Source organism: Aquibium pacificum, assembly GCF_040839445.1.
GTDB classification, from domain to species: Bacteria; Pseudomonadota; Alphaproteobacteria; order Rhizobiales; family Rhizobiaceae; genus Aquibium; species Aquibium pacificus.
The window spans coordinates 936,103-957,405 of the sequence record NZ_JBDPGJ010000001.1 but is presented as its reverse complement, the minus strand read 5'-3'; the positions used below and the strand labels follow the sequence as shown (position 1 = coordinate 957,405).

General features: G+C 60.6%; 19 protein-coding genes. 14 read left to right on the top strand and 5 right to left on the bottom strand.

The annotated features are described in order from the left end of the window. The first annotated feature begins 6 nt into the window (after window positions 1-6). Genes ABGN05_RS04650 through ABGN05_RS04640 form a run of 3 tightly spaced genes read left to right on the top strand, consistent with a single transcriptional unit; the run spans window position 7 to window position 3,330 of the window. Window positions 7-1,275, top strand: a complete 1,269-nt coding sequence (locus ABGN05_RS04650; RefSeq protein ID WP_367952807.1) for a beta-ketoacyl-ACP synthase — start codon at window positions 7-9, stop codon at window positions 1,273-1,275. 34 nt (window positions 1,276-1,309) lie between these two features. Continuing rightward, window positions 1,310-2,338: a zinc-binding dehydrogenase gene (locus ABGN05_RS04645; protein WP_367952806.1), complete on the top strand. Its 1,029-nt coding sequence runs from the start codon at window positions 1,310-1,312 to the stop codon at window positions 2,336-2,338. Next, window positions 2,338-3,330: a lipid A biosynthesis lauroyl acyltransferase gene (locus ABGN05_RS04640; RefSeq protein WP_367952805.1), complete on the top strand. Its 993-nt coding sequence runs from the start codon at window positions 2,338-2,340 to the stop codon at window positions 3,328-3,330. The genes ABGN05_RS04645 and ABGN05_RS04640 overlap by 1 nt, the downstream gene beginning before the upstream one ends. Before the next feature lie 63 nt (window positions 3,331-3,393). Here ABGN05_RS04640 and ABGN05_RS04635 read toward each other — a convergent pair whose 3' ends face one another. Then, window positions 3,394-3,813 carry a L,D-transpeptidase gene (locus ABGN05_RS04635; RefSeq protein ID WP_367952804.1) on the bottom strand — a complete coding sequence of 140 codons (420 nt, stop codon included), beginning with the start codon at window positions 3,811-3,813 and terminating at the stop codon, window positions 3,394-3,396. 192 nt (window positions 3,814-4,005) lie between these two features. On the opposite strand from ABGN05_RS04635, the gene ABGN05_RS04630 reads away from it, so the two are divergent. From ABGN05_RS04630 to ABGN05_RS04605, 6 genes are all read left to right on the top strand, one after another. After that, complete coding sequence (locus ABGN05_RS04630; RefSeq protein WP_367952803.1) at window positions 4,006-5,283, top strand: acetylornithine deacetylase/succinyl-diaminopimelate desuccinylase family protein; 1,278 nt, start codon at window positions 4,006-4,008, stop codon at window positions 5,281-5,283. Window positions 5,284-5,418: 135 nt separating this feature from the next. Beyond that, complete coding sequence (locus ABGN05_RS04625) at window positions 5,419-5,847, top strand: L,D-transpeptidase (RefSeq protein WP_367953152.1); 429 nt, start codon at window positions 5,419-5,421, stop codon at window positions 5,845-5,847. Window positions 5,848-6,166: 319 nt separating this feature from the next. Then, window positions 6,167-7,150 (top strand): glycosyltransferase family 2 protein, encoded by a 984-nt coding sequence (locus ABGN05_RS04620; protein ID WP_367952802.1) that lies wholly within the window; start codon window positions 6,167-6,169, stop codon window positions 7,148-7,150. Window positions 7,151-7,256: 106 nt separating this feature from the next. Then, window positions 7,257-8,033: a class I SAM-dependent methyltransferase gene (locus tag ABGN05_RS04615; protein WP_367952801.1), complete on the top strand. Its 777-nt coding sequence runs from the start codon at window positions 7,257-7,259 to the stop codon at window positions 8,031-8,033. A gap of 234 nt (window positions 8,034-8,267) precedes the next feature. Continuing rightward, window positions 8,268-9,137 (top strand): lysylphosphatidylglycerol synthase domain-containing protein, encoded by an 870-nt coding sequence (locus ABGN05_RS04610; protein ID WP_367952800.1) that lies wholly within the window; start codon window positions 8,268-8,270, stop codon window positions 9,135-9,137. Window positions 9,138-9,390: 253 nt separating this feature from the next. Further along, a complete protein-coding gene (locus tag ABGN05_RS04605; RefSeq protein WP_367952799.1) occupies window positions 9,391-10,254 on the top strand; it encodes an O-methyltransferase in 864 nt (287 codons plus the stop codon). Window positions 10,255-10,361: 107 nt separating this feature from the next. Here the strand turns inward: ABGN05_RS04605 and ABGN05_RS04600 are convergent, their stop codons facing one another. The 3 genes from ABGN05_RS04600 to ABGN05_RS04590 are packed head-to-tail and all read right to left on the bottom strand — an operon-like array spanning window position 10,362 to window position 14,422. Further along, window positions 10,362-12,347 carry an acyltransferase family protein gene (locus ABGN05_RS04600; RefSeq protein ID WP_367952798.1) on the bottom strand — a complete coding sequence of 662 codons (1,986 nt, stop codon included), beginning with the start codon at window positions 12,345-12,347 and terminating at the stop codon, window positions 10,362-10,364. A gap of 21 nt (window positions 12,348-12,368) precedes the next feature. Continuing rightward, the gene (locus ABGN05_RS04595) at window positions 12,369-13,370 is read right to left on the bottom strand and encodes a sulfotransferase family protein (protein WP_367952797.1); all 1,002 of its coding nucleotides are present in this window, start codon (window positions 13,368-13,370) and stop codon (window positions 12,369-12,371) included. Between the two features lie 14 nt (window positions 13,371-13,384). Continuing rightward, window positions 13,385-14,422, bottom strand: coding sequence for a DUF354 domain-containing protein (locus ABGN05_RS04590; RefSeq protein ID WP_367952796.1), 1,038 nt, complete (start codon window positions 14,420-14,422; stop codon window positions 13,385-13,387). Between the two features lie 245 nt (window positions 14,423-14,667). On the opposite strand from ABGN05_RS04590, the gene ABGN05_RS04585 reads away from it, so the two are divergent. The 5 genes from ABGN05_RS04585 (at window position 14,668) to ABGN05_RS04565 (ending at window position 20,272) form a co-directional block, all read left to right on the top strand. Beyond that, complete coding sequence (locus tag ABGN05_RS04585) at window positions 14,668-16,551, top strand: glycosyltransferase family 39 protein (RefSeq protein WP_367952795.1); 1,884 nt, start codon at window positions 14,668-14,670, stop codon at window positions 16,549-16,551. 88 nt (window positions 16,552-16,639) lie between these two features. After that, window positions 16,640-16,861 (top strand): hypothetical protein, encoded by a 222-nt coding sequence (locus ABGN05_RS04580; RefSeq protein ID WP_367952794.1) that lies wholly within the window; start codon window positions 16,640-16,642, stop codon window positions 16,859-16,861. Between the two features lie 293 nt (window positions 16,862-17,154). Further along, window positions 17,155-18,564: an MBOAT family O-acyltransferase gene (locus ABGN05_RS04575; RefSeq protein ID WP_367952793.1), complete on the top strand. Its 1,410-nt coding sequence runs from the start codon at window positions 17,155-17,157 to the stop codon at window positions 18,562-18,564. Window positions 18,565-18,566: 2 nt separating this feature from the next. Further along, a complete protein-coding gene (locus ABGN05_RS04570; RefSeq protein WP_367952792.1) occupies window positions 18,567-20,000 on the top strand; it encodes an alginate O-acetyltransferase AlgX-related protein in 1,434 nt (477 codons plus the stop codon). A 101-nt stretch (window positions 20,001-20,101) separates the two neighbouring features. Then, window positions 20,102-20,272 carry a hypothetical protein gene (locus ABGN05_RS04565; RefSeq protein WP_367952791.1) on the top strand — a complete coding sequence of 57 codons (171 nt, stop codon included), beginning with the start codon at window positions 20,102-20,104 and terminating at the stop codon, window positions 20,270-20,272. 91 nt (window positions 20,273-20,363) lie between these two features. On the opposite strand, the gene ABGN05_RS04560 is transcribed toward ABGN05_RS04565, so the two are convergent. Beyond that, window positions 20,364-21,290, bottom strand: coding sequence for a dimethyl sulfoxide reductase anchor subunit family protein (locus ABGN05_RS04560; protein WP_367952790.1), 927 nt, complete (start codon window positions 21,288-21,290; stop codon window positions 20,364-20,366). Window positions 21,291-21,303 lie beyond the last annotated feature (13 nt).

Below are 21,303 nucleotides of genomic sequence, written 5' to 3'. Positions count from 1 at the left end.
AAGGCCATGACGGATATGACGGACAGTTTCGGACGCCCGGTCGTGGTGGTCACCGGCATCGGCGTCGTGACGTCGCTCGGGATCGGCAAGGAAGACAACTGGGCCGCCCTGACTGCGGGCCGTTCCGGCATCCATCCCATCCGGCGCTTCCCGGTCGATCATCTGAACACCCGCATCGCCGGCACCGTCGACTTCCTGGCTTCCAGTCCGAAGGGTGCTGGCGCCCTCACTCATGAACTCGCGGAAATCGCCGCCCGCGAGGCGATCGGTGAGGCGGGCATCGGGCCCGACTTCGGCGGCCCCCTCTTCCTTGCCGCTCCCCCCGTCGAACTCGGGTGGGAAGAGCGTTTCGACCTCTACCGGCGCGGCAAGGAAGGATCAGGCTACGACAGGCTGCTGGCCGCCGCCCAGGCGGTGTCGGGCATGGAATTCGAAGACGACACGCAGTTCGGCGCGATCGCCGACCGGCTCGCCGATACCTTAGGCACGCGCGGCCTGCCGATCACGCTTTCCACCGCCTGCGCATCGGGCGCGACCGCGATCCAGCTCGGCGTGGAGGCGATCCGGCGCGGCGAATGCGACCGTGCGTTGGCGATCGGCGCCGACGGATCCGCCTCGGCCGAAGCGCTGATCCGCTTCGCGCTGCTATCGGCCCTGTCGACCCAGAACGATCCGCCCGGCAAGGCATCCAGGCCTTTCTCGAAGGACAGGGACGGCTTCGTATTGGCCGAAGGGTCTGCCGCGCTCGTTCTCGAATCGCTGGAGGCGGCGCAGGCGCGCGGCGCGAAGATTCTCGGCGTGCTGCGCGGCTGCGGCGAAAAGGCCGACGACTTCCACCGCACCCGCTCCAAGCCGGACGGATCTCCCGCGATCGCCGCCGTTCGCGCCGCCCTTTCGGACGCCGGCATGGATGTGGGCGAGATCGACTACGTCAACGCCCACGGTACCTCGACGCCCGAAAACGACAAGATGGAGCACCTGTCGCTGTCGACCGTCTTCGGCGAGCGCATGCGGTCGATTCCGATCTCGTCGAACAAGTCGATGATCGGCCACACGCTCTCGGCAGCCGGTGCGATCGAGGCGGCGTTCTCGCTGCTGACGATGCAGGAGGGCGTCATCCCGCCGACCATCAACTACGACAATCCCGATCCGGCGATCGAGCTCGACGTCGTTCCCAACGTCAAGCGCGAACGGCCGGTGGCGAGTGTGCTCTCCAATTCCTTCGGTTTCGGCGGGCAGAACACTTGCCTTGTCATGACCCGCGAACCGGTCTAAGCGGACCCCCTTTCCATCGGGACGTCCCAAGCCCATGCGCGCATTGCAACTCGTCGAGGACCGCAGGCTCGAGACCGTCGAACTGGACCCGCCGCCGCCGCCCGGCCTCGGCGAGGTGACCGTTGCCATCCGGGTCGTCGCGCTCAACCACATCGACGTCTGGGGCTGGCGCGGCATGGCCTTCGCCAAGCGCAAGATGCCGCTGGTGATCGGGGCCGAGGCCTCGGGCGTGGTGGACTCGGTCGGCCCGGGCGTGACCGGCCTGCTTCCGGGACAGCTCGTCGCGATTTACGGCGCGCGCACCTGCGGCCTGTGCCGTCCCTGCCGTGAGGGCCGCGACAATCTTTGCGAACACGTCGCGGGCGTGCATGGGTTTCACCTGGACGGCTTCGCGCAGGAGCACATTAACCTGCCGGCTCGCCTTCTCGTGCCCGCCCCTCCGGGCGTGGACGACGTCGGCGCGGCTCTGGCGCCGGTCACTTTCGGCACCGTCGAGCACATGCTGTTCGACAATGCGAAGCTTGAGCCGGGCGAGACCATCCTGGTCCACGCCGGCGGGTCCGGCATCGGCACGGCGGCGATCCAACTTGCCAGGAAGATGGGATGCACCGTCATCACGACGGTCGGCTCGGACGACAAGATCGAGAAGGCCAAGGCCCTGGGCGCCGACCACGTCATCAACTATCGCACGGACCGCTTCGAGGGCGTGGTGCGCAAGTTGACGAAGAAGAAGGGCGTCGACGTCGTCTTCGAGCATGTCGGCGCCGACACCTGGGCGGGCTCGATGCTGTGCCTGAAGCGCGGCGGGCGGCTGGTGACCTGCGGCTCGACCTCGGGGGTCTCAACCAGCATGAACCTCATGCAGCTCTTCCAACAGCAATTGAAGATCCTGGGTTCCTTCGGCTGCCGCATGGAAAACATGGCCGACGCCATGCAGAAGATGGCGGCGGGACTGGTCGCCCCCGTCATCGACACCGAGATCGGCTTCGACGGGATCGGCGCGGCACTGGAGCGGATGGAAAGCCGCGCGGTCTTCGGCAAGATCGTCCTGCGCGTCTCCTGATGGCGGCGAAGCGCGGCACCATGTTCAGGCCGCTGGCCGCCCGCGCCTCGCGCGGCCTGAAGATAGCGAACTACTGGACGATCGCGCAGCTGTCGCTCGGGCTGCTGAAGACCGTTCGCCTTCTGCCGGCGGACAAGGCGCTGGATTTCCTCGACAATGCGGCGCGGCGCCTCGGGCCGCTGATGGGTCGCCACCGCACCGCCATGTCCAACCTGCGCGCGGCCTATCCCGAGAAGCCGGAAGCCGAACTCGAAGCGATCGCGCGAGACATGTGGGGCAATATGGCGCGGCTGGCGGGAGAATACGTGTTCACCGACCAGCTGATGCGCCGCGAGCCGGGCGCCAAGCTTCCCTCGAACGTGGAGATCGAGGGCGAGGAATTCTTCCTCCGGTTGCGCGACGCCAAGGGCCCGCACATCCTGTTCACGGGCCATGTGGGAAACTTCGAGCTCCTGCCCATCGTCGCGGCCGCCTACGGACTGAAGGTGACCGCGCTGTTCAGGGCACCGAACAACCCGTTCCTCGCCGCCGAACTTCTGGAGAAGCGGACCGAGAGCATGGGAGAGCTCGTCGCGTCGGGACGCGGCTCGGCGTTCCAGCTCGCGCGCGTGCTCGAGACGAATGGCAACGTCGGCGTTCTCGTCGATCAGAAGTTCAGGCACGGCATTCCCGGAACCTTCTTCGGCCGCCCGTGCGAAACGAGCCCCCTTCTGGCGAAACTCGCCAGGCAGTTCGACTGTCCCGTCCATCCGGCGCGCTGCATCAGGCTGCCGGGAAACCGCTTTCGTCTGGAACTGCGGGAAAAGCTCGATCTACCGCGCACGCCGACCGGCACCGTGGACATCGCCGCGACGACGCAGCTTCTCAACGACACCGTCGAGGGTTGGGTTCGCGAACATCCCGGCCAGTGGATGTGGTTCCACAAGCGCTGGAAGCTGACGGGCGGAAAGCGCCGGCCGGGAACGAGGCCAAGCCCGACGTCAGTGGAGTGACCCGACAACCCGGCGAACGGGCGGCCATCCGCCTTGCGGCGGACGGCCAGCCCTCCCCACCGCCTAGTTGCTGACGACGATCCGCGTGTTGCCCGCACCGACCTCCTTGACCAAGGCGTAGAGCTTGGCGGCATTGGCCGTGTCGAGGCGGACGCATCCGTGCGAGGCGGGGCGGCCGAGCGACTTAACGTAGTTGGTGCCGTGAATCGCATAACCGCCGCGGAAGAAGATCGAATACGGCATCGGCGACATGTCGTATTTCCGCGAGTACCACATCTTGTGCATGCGGGTCGGGCTGTATTGACCGCGCGGCGTGATATATCCCTGGCGGGCCGTGGACACACGCCACTTGTAGAGGACGGCGCCGTGCTTCTTCACCGTCATCGTCTGTTCGGACACGTCGATGCTGGCGACCAGGGTTGCCGCGAAGCCGGCGGATGCGGCACCCAGCAGCATCGCTCCCGCCGCGACGATGGTGATCATTGATTTTTTCATCAGCCTGAACCCCAAGCTAAGTTGCAGATGCCGCAACGTAAGGGCTCCGAGCTGAACCGTAAGTGAACAATTTAACAACTCTGTCGCAATGCGTTACCACCGCAAGGCCCGACTCGTGGCTCATGCAATATCCCTGATCCGCGCTTGCAAACCGCTGTTCCGGCTGTTCAATTCTCAGCCATGAACGAACAGCTCTTCCGCGCGATCGAGGCCCGTACCGAGGATCTCGTCGCCCTCACCAGCGATCTCATCCGCTTCCCGACGGTCAACCCGCCCGGCGACGCCTACACGCCCTGCGCGGAGTACGTCGGCGAGCGCATGCGCCAGTCGGGCTTCCAGACGCGGTTCATCCGCGGCGAAGGCACGCCGGGCGATTCCGACCGCTACCCCCGCACCAACGTCGTCGCCCGGCGGGAGGGCCGATCGCCCGGCCACACCGTCCACTTCAACTCTCACATCGACGTGGTGGAGGCCGGCGCGGCCTGGACGCTCGACCCCTTCGCAGGCACCGTACGGGACGGCAAGGTCTTCGGCCGCGGCGCCTGCGACATGAAGGGCGGCCTCGCCGCTTCGATTATTGCCGTCGAGGCGTTCCTGGAAGTCTGCCCGGACTTCCCCGGTGCCATCGAAGTCTCGGGAACCGTGGATGAAGAGTCCGGCGGTTTCGGCGGCGTTGCCTATCTGGCGAGGCTCGGCCTGTTCTCGAAGCCACGGGTCGACCACGTCATCATCCCCGAGCCGCTGAACAAGGACCGCATCTGCCTGGGCCACCGCGGCGTCTGGTGGGCCGAGATCGAAACCAGGGGCACCATCGCACACGGATCGATGCCCTTCCTCGGCGATTCCGCCGTCCGCCACATGGGCGCGGTGCTTTCCGCCTTCGAGGACGAGTTGTTCCCCGCGCTGGACCGGAAGCAGACGCGCACGCCGGTCGTGCCGGAAGGCGCGCGGCGGTCCACCATGAACATCAACTCCATCCACGGCGGCCAGACGGAAGACTATTTTCCCGGTTTGCCCGCGCCGAACGTGCCGGATTCCTGCCGCATCGTGATCGACCGGCGCTTCCTCCTCGAAGAAGACATCCAGACCGTGAAGGGCGAGGTGCTGTCGATCCTGGAGCGGCTGAAGACCGACCGGCCGCGCTTCGACTATGCCGTGCGAGATCTCATGGAGGTCCTGCCGCTCATGACCGAACGCGACGCGCCGGTCGCGGCCGCCGTCGCCGCGGGCATTCGCGAGGTGTTTGGAAAGGAGCCCGACTACGTCGTGTCGCCCGGAACCTACGACCAGAAGCACATCGCCCGCATCGGGCATCTGCACGACTGCGTCGCCTACGGACCGGGCATCCTCGACCTCGCGCACACGCCGGACGAATGGGTGGGGATCACCGACATGGTGGAATCGGCGAAGGTCATGGCCATGAGTCTCGATGTCCTTCTGCGGGGCGGCGCGCGCTGAGAACCGCCCGTACAGATTTCCCTTAACCATATGAGCCCACCCACGGAAAGTTGATCCGGCGGTAACTTGAACGAAACTGCTCCCGTGTTCGAAGATAGTATGTATACTGTACCGGGCTTGAGGGGTTCTCGTATGATGCGTCTGTTGTATTCGGCTCTGCTTGCGGCAAGCATGCTGCTCGTCCAGCCGCTCGCCGCTTCCGCCGCCAGTGTCGTGGCGCGCGTCGATCTCTCCTCCCAGACTATGACCGTCTCGTATCGCGGGCTCGTGAAGTACCGCTGGAAGGTTTCCACCGCCCGACGGGGCAAGGTCACGCCGGTGGGAAGCTGGAAGGCGAAGTGGCTTTCGCGCCATCACCGCTCCAGCCGCTACAACAATGCGCCGATGCCGTATTCGATCTTCTACAGCGGCAACTACGCGGTGCACGGAACCTACAGCATCAAGAGCCTCGGCCGGCCCGCCTCATCGGGCTGCATCAGGCTGCATCCCGACAACGCCGCCATCCTGTACCGGATGGCCCAGCGCGAGGGCCTGTCGAACGTCAGGATCGTCGTGCAGCGCTGACGGCCGGGCGGAGGCGTTCCCGGCTCTCTCGCGACGGTCGACGTCGCCGCGCGGCACGGAGCGCAAGGCGCGAGGCAATGCCCACGGGATGGGCAACCGCGTCCGATTCCGGCGTCAATGCCAAGACGAGGCACGTGCGCAACCGCCGCGGGGATCATCCGATTTCGAAGTGGTCAGACTAGATCAATCATGATACGGCACCGCCGAAATCGGGCGTGAGGCGTTTCTTGGACGGGGCATTCCGTGGCTGGTCCGATACTTGCATCTGCAAGAGTCGCACGCTACGGGTCCGACCGACCGGATTGGAGAGTCCCTGTCTATGAAACTGATCATACAGATTCCCTGCTACAATGAGGCGGGCACTCTCGCCATCGCGCTGGCGGAACTCCCCCGCCAGGTGCCGGGATTCGACAAGGTCGAGTGGCTCGTCATCGACGATGGCAGCGTGGACGAGACCGTGGCCGTCGCGCGGGCGAACGGCGTCGATCACGTCGTGCGCCACACCGGCAATCAAGGCCTTGCGAAAGCCTTCATGACGGGTCTCGACGCATGCCTGGCGGCCGGGGCCGACGTGATTGTCAACACCGATGCCGACAACCAGTACAATGCCGGCGACATCCCCGCCCTGGTCGCGCCGATCCTCGAGGGGAAGGCCGAGATGGTGGTCGGATCGCGCCCCATCGCCACGATCGAACACTTCTCGCCGGTCAAGAAGGCGCTGCAGAAACTCGGAAGCTGGGTTGTCCGCGTGGCGAGCAGGACCAACATTCCCGACGCGCCGAGCGGCTTCCGCGCGCTTTCGCGGATGGCAGCGCGCAACGTGATGGTGTTCAACGACTACACCTACACGCTGGAGACCATCATCCAGGCCGGGCAGAAGAACATGCCGGTGACGTCCGTTCCGGTGCGCGTCAATGGCGACCTGCGCCCGTCGAGGCTGGTAAAGAGCATCCCTTCCTACATCAGGCGCTCGATCGTCACGATCATCCGCATCTTCATCATCTATCGTCCCTTCAGGTTCTTCGCGTCCATCGGGCTGGTGCTCTTTGCGGCGGGCATGATCCTCGGCCTGCGCTTTCTCGGCTACTACGTGATGGGCCAAGGCGGCGGCCACATCCAGTCGCTGATCCTGACCAGCGTCCTGCTGCTGATGGGTTTCCAGACTTTCCTGATCGCCTTCGTCGCCGATCTGCTGGCGGCCAATCGCAAGCTCATCGAGGGTGTCCGTATGAACTTGCACCACATCAGCGCTGGCTCGCACTACCACAACCCGCAGACCGAGAAGAAGCCGGCGGCGGAATAACGGGGACATACCTGGTCAGGCGTGTGGAATTCATCGATTTGTTCGGCGGACAAGCCATCGGTTGAGACGTATGTGGAAAGCGTCCCTTGCTTAGGAGAGATCGAGAATGATGCGGACGAATGAGCGGTATGAACCCCCGGCCTATGCGGTCGATGCGATTCAGTCCGCCGCTACGGAGCTGAGTCCCTCGATATCCAAGGTCGCTGCCTGGTATGATCACTACGTGAAGAAGCAGAGCACGAGGATTGCGCATGACCTTCACTGGGTGGAAACAGTCGTAAAGCCTCAAGGCCTGATCGTAGACGCGGGCGCTGCCCCCTATCTCCTTACCCTCGCTCTCAAGCAGAAGGGATACGATGTCGAAGGACTGGACGTCGAGCCTGACCGCTTTGCCGAGCCGATCAAGCAGACCGGATTGACGGTGCGTCGCTGCGATATCGACAACGATGCCTTTCCCTATGCGGACGAAACTGTCGATGTCGTGCTGCTGAACGAGGTCTTCGAGCACTTGAGGATCAATCCGGTCGGAACGATGCGGGAGATATTTCGTGTCCTGCGCCCTGGCGGGCGCCTTATGCTCTCCACGCCGAATGGGCTCAGCTTGAATCGGCTCGCGATCCTGCTGACCAAGGGAACCCCGGGTCCCAACATCTACAAGGAATATTCGAAACTGACCGAAATCGGGCATATGGGGCACGTGCGCGAATACGCCCCGCGCGAGGTCGAAGATCTGATCGAAAAAATCGGATTCAAGACGAGCCATCGCATTCGTCGCGGTAGCTACTATCACCTGCGGCCCGGCTTGACCGGACGCATTGCCGATGGGATCTGTATGGCTCTTCCGCCCTTACGCCAGCATTTCGCACTGATCGCGGTCAAGTAGTTGCGCAGCATCTCCGGACCACGCCAAGGGATGCGCATCCGCACGTCGCGGGGCGTTGCGCGCGGTATCCCGGCCACACCGGATAGGTTGCCGAACATGTTGCTATTACGGCCCGAACGGGCTCGATGTTCCAAGCCGGTCAAGTGAGCTCTGATGTCGCTACTCTCTTCCATTCAGTCGCGTGCGAGGCAAGCGGCGATCTGGCTGAACCGCCCGATCGTGCGCAGGATAGCCATGATCGTGGCCGCGGCCATCTTCGTGGTTGGCCTCGTGCTGGCCATAAGGGATTTTCCACGGTCCATTTCTGACCTCCGACTTACGCCGCTGCTGTTGAGCCTGCTGGTTGGCGTCCCGGCGACGATGTTGCTGCTCGCGGCCGACTTTGTCCTGCAGGCGAGGTTTGCTGGCGCCAAGGTCTCCTTCAGGCGGGCACTCGAAATCACCCTCGTGGGCAATGCCGCCAACATGCTGCCGCTGCCCGCCGGAGCGGCGGTCCGACTTGCGGCGATGAAGGGATATGGCGGCACCTTTCGCAAGGGTGCTTACTCCGTCGCCGCGTTCTCCGCGCTTCTGCTCGGTATCGGGCTGTTGTACTCGGGAACCTGGTTGTCCTTCGGTTTCGATCCATGGTCGGGCATGGTTCTTATCGGTGCCGGGTCCGCGACTCTCGTTGCGGGTTGCGTGCTCTTCTTTCTTTTCGCGGCCGAGAAGTCCGCCAGGCTTCTGGCGATCGGGCTGCTGATCAAGGTTCTTCAGGTTCTGGTGAGTGCAGTGCGCATCCAGTGGTGCTTCGAAGCCATCGGCGTGCCGGCGACGCATGGACAATCGGCAGTCTTCGTCGTCGCCAGCATGATCGGAACGCTGATCTGGATTGTGCCGGGGGGAATCGGAATCCGCGAGGTCATCTCCGCCGCCCTTGCTCCGATGGTTGGCCTGGCACCCTCCGACGGATTTCTTTCCGCTACCATCAGCCGCGTCCTGATGCTGATTGCGGGGGTCCCTATCGCCTTGGTGATCGTCTGGCTGGAAGCGCGTCAGGAACGGCGGGCAAAGCTCGCCGGCAAGTTCTCCATCACCGAATCCGTGAAGGGCCCGATGGGATAGCAGCTGCTGCGCATGAGCGCGGTTCCCGTTTGACTTTCCATTCTGCGAACGTCCTCCCTAGTTCATGTTCGAGCAGAGCCGAACCCGGGCGGTCTGTCATGTCCGACATGGGGCCAACTGGTGCTGACAGGATGTTGTCATCCGTCTTCTCCGCCCGCGCTCATTCCTCCTGGCGATGGTTCAATGTCCTCGACACCAACCGACAACTTGTGCTTTATTCTCTGCGATATGGGATTTCCGCCGAGGAAAGAAAATGTCGCTCGTGACGGGACTAGCTCGATTTGCAGTTAGGACGATCAACGAAGCGATCGCCCCGGTGCTCAAGTCATCCCGCCAATCGAGATACCAGCTGCTCAAACAGCAGGGCTTCCCGCCAATGCTCGACCCGATGGTGAACTTCCTCATCACCGGGCAAGCAGACGCGGAAACCGATGCTGTTTCCGAGAAGGTGGAACATCTCAGAAAGAACATGGCTGCGAGCCCCCTCCAGTCTGTCGCTATGATGAACTGGTCCAGCGACGGCACCATAAAACCTAAGGCCAAGAGCATGGCGCGGGTCGCGGCAACGGGGAAGAAGCCGCGATGGGCGAAGGCTTTGCATCTTCTAGCCAAGTCATCAGAGGCTGAAACAATCCTCGAACTTGGCGCATGCGCCGGCATCTCGGGCGCCTATCTGGCAACTTCACCTCACTGTAAGAGGTTTGTGACGATCGAGGGTTCCCCCGACCTTGCGGAAATCGCCCGAAAGACCATTGGCGCCGTTTCCACGAAAGGCGAGGTCGTGAACGGTCTTTTCTCGGACGTGCTGGTCGATCTTCTGCCTACGATGATGGGCATAAACCTCGTCTTCATAGACGGCCACCACGAGCGGCAAGCCACATTGAAATACTACCGGGAAATCCGCCCTTTCCTTGCACCTGACGCCGTTGTCGTCTTCGATGATATATCGTGGGGCCGCGACATGTGGGCGATGTGGGAAGAAGTCGCGACCATGCCGGGATTCTCCCATGCCATGGATTTCGGCGAAGTCGGCATCTGCATTCTGGGAGATGCCGATAGGCCGCCGAAGGTGTGGAGCATGCAACCAATAACCGGGCGGTCGTTGGTCATCCGCTGAATCGAGGCATGGGTTCATCGCCTCGAACACCTCTTCCGTCGCTGACCCCGCCAGCGAATCCGTGCGCCGCCGAGCGGTTCCGAAACCGATCATCGTCGGTTACATTTCTATGGAGCTAATATCCCTATGGCTTCCAAGTGTTTTCCAACGAAGTTTGTTGAACCATAGACCGACAGATGATCGTCGTCCGAATACAGCGGGAAATCGCCATCGATTACCTGGCATTTATCTGGACACAACGCTGGAACAATATCCACAACACGTGCGCCGTATTCGGATACAACTTCGCTTATTATCTCGTCCGCAATCTTGTTTCGCATCCTTACCGCGGCCAGCGATGGCGGCGCTGGCAGCGCGCGATTTGATGCAATGGCTGATGCCAACTCTCTCGGCACATGCCAACCGATTTCGGGGACCCCACCGAGCACGACAATTTTGACCTTCGCCTTCGTCAGTTCTGCGAACGTCCTCCTAAGTCCGTATTCGAACAGAGCCGAACTGGGCTGGTCCGCCATGCCCGGCGAGGGGCTGATGGGCGCCAACGAAATATCTTTGCCCTCTTCTCCGTCGGGGCGCGTTCCCGTCGCATAGAGCGCCCACCGTCCGGCCAGAACGACCATCTTTATTTGCCCCGCGTTGCGGCGGATGAACTCTATCGTCTCATCATTGAACCGTTGGCAAGCTCCTGCCCTCGCATGATCCGTGCGTCTTATCCCCAGCAGAGGCGCACAGGCACTTTTCCATCGGGCAGTCCCTCCGGTTCCCGCGGCGCGCGCCGCATGGTCAAGGGCGGGCACAAGCGCTCGGACGTGGCTATCGCCCCAAAGCAGGATGGCGGGACTGGAACCTGCATTCCCAAACCAGCAAGTGCCGTCGCGGCAATCCTGACGCATACGCAACGTGTCGTTCTCACCCGCGAGTACAGTGGCGACCCGTTGGTCGAAGCGCTGCGGAAAACCATCATTTGCGATCGTGCCCACCGCGAGCACGGATAACGCCAGCGGCCCCGCGGCCGACAGCTGAAAAATTCGACCTCGATCGAATCGACGGTCATGTCGGAACGGGCGTTCAATGTATTGCCACGACAAGATCGCAAGCACGAATGACAGGGCTATCGCCGCCCATGCCTGAACAGCGGACAGTTCGACAGCGCCGCCGGAAAGGCGAAGGAGCGCCAGGATCGGCCAGTGCCATAAGTAGAGTGAGTATGAAATCAACCCGACGAACACGACCGGCTTGGACGCAAGTGCACGTCCCACCGCAGTGTCGGCTCCCATACTGACTAACAACGTCGCCCCGATGCATGGCGGCAGCGCGGCAAGGCCGGGGAAAGGAGTTTCGGCGCCATATAGAATGGTAGGCGCGACGATCAGTGCGATGCCAACAACTGCACCGATCTGGCGGGCACTCCGCGCACGGAGGGTCGGCAGCACCTGAAGCGCGACCATCGCGCCCAGCATCAATTCCCAGGCACGCATGGGCAGGAGATAGAAGGCAGCGGCCGGATCTATTTCAACAAAATAGACGCTTAGGGATAATGACGAAACAAATACGAGTGTTACAGAAAATCTCAGCCAACTTGTCGGTAATATCATCAAAAACAATGGGAAAAATATATAAAACTGCTCCTCGACTGCCAGCGACCATGTGTGCAGTAGCGGGTGTAATTCTGCAGCAGAGGAGAAATAATCTAGAGAAATATAGAAAAAGATATTAGATGAGAAAAATAATGTCGATAGAGCTGATTTTGATAGCGATACATACTCATCAGGAATCGATACAAACCACCCGCCAACGAACGTAGCCGCGACAACGGCAAACAGAGCGGGAAGTATCCTTCGCGCTCGCCTCTCATAAAACCCGAGCAGCGAGAACTGCTTACTCGCAATTTGATCACGCAGAATAGAGGTTATCAGAAAGCCTGAAATAACAAAAAAGACGTCGACGCCAACGTATCCACCCGAAAATGGTGAAATTCCAGCATGGAAAAGAACAACGGGTAATACAGCGAGCGCCCTTAACCCATCGATGTCAGCGCGATATCCAAGCTTCCCGGACTGAATTATACCGTTCTCATTTCCTCTGAAGATCACGAGCTTCTCAACTCGTGGACCTTAGGGGCGACCGCTTGTCGCCCGGGCAAATCTCGCCGGCACGTTCTCCATCACCGAATCGGTGAAAGGCCCGACGGGATAGAAGCCGCTGCGCATGAGCGCGATTCCCGCGCGTTGCACGACCGTTTCGGCCGCGAGTCGCAGGCGCTCGACCATGGGAGCGGACGTGCCCGCCGGCGCATAGCCCAGGCGCGCGCGCATTTCGCCGGTCAGCGCGAGGATGAGATCGATCTGCGCCGGCGTCAGGCGTTCCCGCCAGCGATCGAGCGCGCCGGCGTCGAGTTCGGTCTCTCCCTGCACCGGACCACCGCCCTTCAAGGAGGAATCCTGGAAGGTGGGCCGAAGCATCGTTTCCGCAAACTCTATCCCCAGGAACCCGCATAGCCGATCGATGGTGGCACGCGGATCCGTGATCAGGTCTTCGTAGCGCACGAGCGCGAGTCGATCGGGGCCCAGGGATTTCTGCAGGCCGAGAATCATGTCGTTGAGGATGAGCCAGCGGGCGGCGCACTGGGTGATCGTTGCAACGCGGGCGAAGCGAGGACGCTGATAGAGGGAAGCGACCACGGCCGGCGCGTCGCGCACGATCGCAACGAAGCGCGTACCGGGATTGGCGTTCACCATGACGTCGCAAAACACGGTGTGCCATGGCGTCTTCTCGCCGACCACGCGCGCATCAGACAAACAGTCCAGTATGTCGAAGAAGGCGCCTGGAATGTCGCGCCGTTCGGCGAACTTGCGTGCAATGCAGTCCTCGTGTTCGGCGAACACCGGCGGCAGCTTCGGATACTGGTCGCGCAGCAGTCTCCTGACGACGGAGGCGTCCTGGGTCGCTTTCGGCAGAAGACGCAACCAGTGCCGCTGCGCATAGGTCCGCTCGAAGAACTTGGTCTCCGGCGCGATGAACACATCCGGGCTCTGGTTCAGGAGATTGCTCAGCAGAGTCGTCCCGGAACGGCTGCACCCGATCAGGATGACGGTGGTGGAAGCGCTCGATCTCATTACTCTTCCTGCGTTCAGGCTGCCGCAGCCCTGCCCTGCGGCCGATATCGATCGATCGCGTCATACACATAGGAAGAAACATTCGTCCAGCGCGTCGCGGCCTCATCCCGCAGTTCACGCCAGTCGGAAACGCTGCGCGCGAGCGCCTGGTCCACGCCGCGCAGCAAATCGTCGACGGTACCGTCGGAACGGATGACCAGGCCGATCTTGGCGAGGTGGTCGATGAACCCCCGGTAGTCGTTGATGGCGTAGATCGCAGGCACGCCGAGCACGGCGGCTTCCGCGGCCATGGTCGCGCTCTCGCCGACATAGGCCCGGCAATGAGCCATCAGGTGATGGAGGTCCAGCACGTCGCCGCGATAGCGAAAGCCCTCGAGTTCCGGCGGAAGGACGTCTTCTGCCGAAATATGCACGCGCCCCATTTCCGAAAGACGCGTGGCGAGGCGAATCAGATCAGGACCGGAGAGGCCGCTCTTGCCGATGTCGTGATTGGCCGACCACCCGACCGTGCGTATGAGAAAGTTGTCGCGCTCCGGATCGAGACCCGCCGCCATCGCGCGATCCCGATCCGGCCTGAAGTTGTCCGGATGGAAGTAAGCGAGATGGCGTGTACCGGGAAACCTGAAAAGCCCCTTTCGCGGCACTGGCCCGGTGTAGGTCTCGGGCACGTGCCATTCCGTGATGAACGGGAGAGTAATGCCGATCTGCAACTTTGCGATCTCGGTGTCGTAGAAGGACATGGACGGGATCCGGCACAGCCAGCCGACATGGGAAATGGAAATGCCCCCGAACCCGACCATTACGTGCGGTTTGAACGAACGGGCTACCCGCAGCATTGCGAGATCGCGCAGTCCCAGTTCGAGAAACATGCCGGCGGCACCCGAGCGGGCAGCACTGATTGGTCGATGCTCATGGCCCAGCCGGTCCAGGACCAACGTGGTAATGTCCTTCTTCTCCCGGCTGACGATCATTACTTCGTCACCATTTGCGCGCAGCCGCTCGATTGCATGATGAAAGAATAGCGCATGAGCGGGATGCACGATATCGAACAATACTCTCACTGCTTCAGACTCTCTTCCTTCGGTTCAGAGTAATTGTGCCAGAACTATGTTCACGAAATTCATACATTAACGGGTGAATTATCCAACACCACCGAATTCCTATCCCATATGACATGCGTGTTGCGATATCGAAGGATGCGCTTGCGCTTCTCGGGTCGAGCCCCTACTGTCGCCCAGAAGCGACCGCGCAAACACCTCGCTGCCGAAACGCTACATCAACAAAACAATCTAATTCAATGAAAAAAAACGTTTTCGACCCGCTTTTTCAGCCGTTCTTGATAATCATTTTGGCAGTTTCGGGATTGCTGGTAGCGAGCACCAGTGTCCTGACGCCCACCGGACTATATCCAGATGAGAGGGCGCATTTCGGGTATGCCTATGGTATATATCAACAAAAAATTGATCCTTTTTTTGATCGAACAAAAATATTCACTGACGGAACCGAATACAATCATCTAAGACATCCTCCGGCATACTATTTTCTTGCTGCCGGCGCGATGGCGATCCTGAAACTTGATAAAGACCTGGCGAATTCCACGCTATCGTCTAGCAAATACCACAGACAGGTTACACGCACGCTCATACCGCCGCTGCGCATAACATCTCTGGCTTTGTATCTGGTCCATATATTTGCGGTTTACTACTTGCTTCGCTATCTCGTGAGCGCTTCGATGCTGACGCGGACTACGGCGATATTCGTGGCATTGCTCGTCCTGTTCATACCTTCGCGGACTTTCATCGCCGGGGCGGTTAGCAATGACGCATTGTCCATCACTGTGTGGCCGTTGATTGCACTTTTCGGGATAAAGATGCTGCGAGAGCCGTCGATAGGAAGTTTTCTCCTGCTGGGGAGCTTTGCGGCGATCGCTGCCCTGACAAAACTCACCGTCGCGATCGTCGCGATTCCAATCGTGGGGGCAGTCCTGGCGAAATTGCTTATTGATGCTTTTTTCAGATGGCGCGCTGGAACGACCATCAAATCCGAGATTAGTTCGCAACTGCGTAAGATTGGATCATACGAGATCCTATGTTTCTTGTTTTTTATATTTGCCATCGGAAGTTTCTCAGTATACTATGGAAACATGTTGATCAAGTATGGCTCTCCAAGTGTAAGCTATACAAGGATCTATGACCTCGGCCCTGGAGAGAACAAATTTCACAACACCACCCCGCCATCTCAAGCAGAGATAGAGAAGACGTCTGCGCTGGATATCGCGGTTCGTGTAGTGAAGGGTTCCTGGAGTTCTACGACCGGAATATTTGGGCATTATCAAATTTATTATGATGGGAACACCAATAGGGAATTGTTACTGGTTTCTGCCGGAATTCTGATATCCGTCATACCATTGTTAGTTTTTCTCTTTCGTGATCGCGGAATAGCTGCACGTGAGGCCATATTGATATCATCGGTAATGATTTTTACTATGTTTTTGTTCTATGCAATCTGGAGTTCCTGGGTGTACAAAGGCTGGATCTCGAGTGGGCGAATCGCCCTGCAAGGGCGGTACTCGATCGGTGCCTTGGAGTTTGGAATTGTGGGGTTGTTCGTCGCCTGGGGCGGCCTCGCAACATCCGCCAACCGCACTTCGAGAGTTCTCGGAACGGTCGGCGGCGTACTCCTCTTCCTGCTGCTCGCACCGGCGTTTTTCAAGCCGTTGCTGTATGCGAGAATGGAGGAAAACTCCTATTTCGAAGCGAAGGGACCAAGCCTGGTGGAAAGCGAGTTGAAGACGAGGGGATATAGCCGCCTCGATGTCACACCGCTTCGCCCGAATTGGTTCAAGAAGCTTGGATTCGTTGAAAAGAGCAGACGCGATTTCCACACCAACTACTTTAGATTTGGATCAGATGGGGTGGCAGAAGTCTCTCTGCCTCTCGGACAACCCGTCGAACTGGCGATCTGGGCCAGGGGGGATCCGGCACTTGACCGTTCCTATCTGCGGATCGGCTCGGAAACCATCGAGTTCGAACCCAACGTCACCGTAAAGAATCTCTGTATCGCGGACCCGCGGCCAGGCACCGAAGTTGCGGCGGTACCGACGGACGCGCCGCTTCTAAAGAAGGCCGATTCGATCTACCTCCTCGGGATCTACGGACGGGCCGTCGAATCCTGTCCCTGAAACCGAGCAACCTCGGCCTGAGCCGTCATGTCTTGAAGCGAATGGCCGGGCGCCTGTGGAGCGTGGCTTGCAGGCACTTGCCCCCTGATTGGTAGGAACGGATGAGCCGTTCACGCTCTTCAAGACCAAGTTCGCCGTCTCCAACCGCATCCTCGTGAAGCTCGGCGAGATCAGCTTCTCCACCTACATGCTGCACCAGATCCTGATCGGGTGGTATCTCTCCCACGATCCCGGCCTGCCATGGTACGTGGACGCGGTCATCCTGCTGGAGGCGGCCCATCTCGGGTCGTGGGCGATGTTCGAGTGGTAGGAGAACCCGATGAGGCGCTACATCATCAACCGCGGAATGAAGTTGCGGACGGCTTAGCACTTTCCCGCAGAAAGCCCGTGTGCGGCGCAATATGGGTTTTTGCGAATCTTGAACTCGATGATATGTATCGCCCGCGAACGGGGACCGGTTCGCGTCAAGGAAGAAATTCCAGCTCAGGCCTGCGACTTGCCCGAAAGGGCAGCTGTATCATTCCTCGAATGATGGCAGGCGAGTTGGATAGCACCTCGGCTTCTTCGCGACTCATGGCGTAGCAGAATAATCTGGGCATCTAGATGGTATTTTCCGACCAGTCCTTCGTTTTTCTGTTCATGCCCATCGCGATCCTGACATGCATCGCGGTCTTGCGAACCAGGCTTTTCCATCTTGCGATATTGTTCTTCAGCCTGACCTTCTTCTACTGGAGTTCGGGGGCGCTGACGCTGATCCTGATATTCAGCATTACCCTGAACTATGCCGGCGCATACCTCATTCACTGGTTCCGTCGCAGATGGGTGATCGGGCTGCTCATCTTCATCAACATCGCCGTGCTGGCCTATTTCAAGTATACCTACTTCGTCCTCGGCACCGCGGGCTTCTTCGGCAGCGAGGAGGTCGGCAAGTTCGCCGCGAGCATCATCCTGCCGATCGGCATATCGTTCTACACCTTCCAGGGCGTTTCCTACCTGATCGACGTGTGGCGAAGGGAGGTACCGCCCGAGCCGAACATCATAACGTTCGCCGCCTACCAGGCGTTCTTCCCGCAGCTCATCGCCGGTCCGATCGTCCGCTATGTCGACGTCACCAAGGACCTGCACAGCCCGAAATTCTCCGCGGACAATTTTGCGGCGGGAGCCGCGCGCTTCGTTCTCGGGCTGTCCAAGAAAGTCCTCGTCGCCGACGCCATGGCTTCGGTGGCCGAGGCCGCCTTCAGCCAGGGAACCGACCTAAGCTTCGCCAGCGCGTGGCTTGGAGCCATCGCCTTCACGATCCAGATCTATTTCGATTTCTCCGGCTACTCGGACATGGCTATCGGGATCGCACTGATGTTCGGCGTTCGCTTCCGCGAGAACTTCAACCATCCCTACGCTGCATCCACGATCACCGAGTTTTGGCGGCGCTGGCATATGTCGCTCTCTAGCTGGTTCCGCGACTATCTCTACATCCCGCTCGGCGGAAACAGGCTCGGCGCTGGGCGCACCTATGCCAATCTGCTGATCGTGTTCGTCGCCACGGGCATATGGCACGGGGCCGCGTGGACCTTTCTCCTGTGGGGTCTCTACAACGGTGCTTTTCTGATTCTCGAGCGGCTCTTCCTGCCGCGCCGGCTGGACGGTTCCATCGGCATGCGCATGTTCTACTTCTTCCCCGTCGTGATCGTGGGATGGGCTCTGTTCCAGTCGCCCGATCTCGCCACCTTCGGCACCTTCGTCGCGAACATGGCTACCCCGTTCACAGTCGGCGCCTTCTCCCTGCCGCCGGAAATGATGGTCGCCTTCACGCCGTACTCGATCGCGATCTTCGCTTTTGCCATCGCGGCCATACTCATGCAGGGTTACGCCAGGCCGGCCGGAGTGATGCTCGAGAATGCCACGACGCCACTCGCGAAGTTCGGACGTCTGTCGTTCATCGCCACGCTCGCGGCCGTCTGCATGATCTTCGTGCTAACGCAGAGATATTCTCCGTTTCTCTATTTCAGGTTCTGACGATGAGAAAGATCGACGTCGCGGCCGGTGTGCTGTTCACCGTCTTCATGCTCCTGCCCGGCCTGTCGCTCGCGGCTCTGGGCTATTCCCAGTGGGCCGAAAGACCGCCCCGTTGGAACAGCATAGACTATCGGGCGCTCGTGGCTTCGAGCGACGGCTACAGGCGCGACACGATGGCAAGGATCCTGACCTTTTCCCCTGTGGGCATGGCGTCGGTCTTCTTCAAATCCTACCTCGACTACCGGGTCTTCGGGTTCATCAACAGCTCGAAGGTCATTTCCGGCCGCGGGGACTGGCTGTTCTTCAAGTCGCAGTTTCGCGACGGGAAATGCCTGGATCCCAAGGACACCGCAAGGGCGCTCCATCGCACGGTCGCCATGCAGGACGTCGCCGCCGGGAGCGGGATCGATCTCAGGTTCTCCGTCTCTCCCGACAAGTCGGTCGTCTATCCCGACCAGCTCGGCGCCCGCGCCGGCGCATTTGCGGGATGCAAGCAGGAATCCGCATACAGGTGGCGGGCCTTGGCGCGGACGATCAATCCGGAGCTGATCGATCACTATCAGGCAATTGCGCCGTATTCGCGCGACCAGGACCTCTATTTCCACACGGACACCCACTGGAATCCGCTCGGCATATCGTATGCCATGCGCCAACTCGCCATGGCATATGTCGGACGGCAACCGCCGCCGCCGACAAAAAGCCACCTGAAGCCCGCCAGCCGGTCCACCGATCTCATGCGACTGCTCCGGATCGATGACGTCGAGAATTTCGAGTTCCTCAAAGGTTACTGGCGAGGACCGTTTCGTGAAGCGTTCAAGGAGAAGCTTTCGGGGACCATGATCATCCATGATTCCTTCTACAACGCGGCACGTCTACCGCTGAAGATCATGTTCGGCGACTATGTCGGATTGAACCTGAACAAGAAATTCGAAAAAGGCGTGTGGAAGAAGCTCCCCCGCAGGATCCTCGTGAACAGCGTCGAACGCAGCTTCTTCGGCCGCGTTCTCAAAAGCAGTTTTTCCTGGAACTCGGCGCTCGGCCGCGCCGTCGTCGCGCACAACATGAAGGCCGCAACAGCTTGCACCGGAGAGCCGCCCGATGATGTTCGGCTTTCGCAGATAACAGAGACGGCAACGGGTCTCCTCGCGAAAAAGAATTCGCAGATACTGTTCCGATTGCCCGAAGGGGGGAAGCCATGTTTCAGGATAAGCTACAAGACAGATTCGAAATCGCCCGCCCAGCTGTTCCTTCCGGTGCGTGGGAATAGCGGGGACGGCTTCGAGCCCGGCATGTCGATCGATTTCACCGACGTCGGTTCGAACCGAGTGTTGGCGATCGTCCTACCGGAAAGTTACGCCGGCAGGACCGTCCGTCTCGATCCCATCATCAATCCCGGCAAAATCTCCGGATTCAAGATCCGCGCAGGCACGATGTAAACGCAAGTATCAGCCACGGCCGCGCGAGTTGCGAAGCCGAATTCGCTTGCCGAAAAACGCCCCCCGGTTTATATTAACTCTTGTTAATTAGGGGGAAAATCATGTCTTTTCAAAATGTGAAGGCGCACGCGATCGCCGCGCGCGCCGAGAAGGATATTGCGAAGAAGTTAGACATGATCGCTTGTGCCCTTGAAGAGCTAGCGAAGGGATTGAGCGGTGAATCCTCATCATCCCTGGCGAGTCGCCCCGAGGAAAAGCGCTTCTTCCGGTAGTCGACGGCTACCGTAACGAGCGGGCCAGTCTGATGGGACGTCTTCGTTCCGCCCATCCCCAGGCGATACAAGTACGGACGTCCTGCGCCACCTATCCGCCGTAGTAGTTCATCACCGTGTGCCGCGCTTCGGCGAAAAAGAGCCAGCGCTCCACGAGCAGGCCGCCCGCAAAGGAAACGCAGGCGAGGAGCGTTGCCACGGCGGCGAACGGCCCACCCTCCCCGGCGAGGAGCAGCACCCCGGCCAAGAGAACGCCCGGCAGCAGGCCGCCTGCGAGTAAAGTGATGATCCAGAGCTTTCGCGCGTGCTTGCGCGCGACGCGAAACCCCATCTCGCGCGTCAAGTAGTTTTCGGTCATGTGCGGCCGCTCCAGCAGGCGCACCCGCCCGATGTTCCCGAGACCGGTGGCGGTCTCCGGCGTCGAGGCCGATACCAGACCTTGCGCGCGCAACCGCCAGGCGTGCTTCACGCCCCATGCCGTTGCCAACAGCACAAGAGCCGCCACGCCAATCCACCTGACCGGCCCGCCTCCGGCAGCGCCGAAAAATGTCGCCAGCAAAGCCCCGCCGGCACCCGAGAACAAAAGATAGCATGCCGGCGTCAGCGGCGTGTGCCAACTCTCGACCGTCCGAAGCGAGGCATAGATCATGGCGGTGCAATAGACCGTGCCGATGCACAAGGCCGATCCCAGCCAGCCGAGCGGCCAGAAGAAGTCACCCGCAAAGATCGACAGTATCGCGGACGCGATCAGCGGCAGGAAACCCGCGAGCGCCATCACGCCTTCGCGCGAAAGCCAGCTAGAACGCCACTGCGACAGCGCCCGCCAGGCGCGCTGCGGGTTGCCGAGATGAAGCGTCGAGGACAGGAGCCCGCCTCCGATCAGGCAGAGCGCCAGGACATGCGCCACGCCCGTAGCCGGTGAGGCCGGGTTGAGAAAGCCGAGCCCGAGGAAGAACGCCAGGCCGTAGCCAAGCCCGGACGCGACAGTGAAGACGATGATGGAAGGCGCGGGATGCACTAGGAGCGGACCG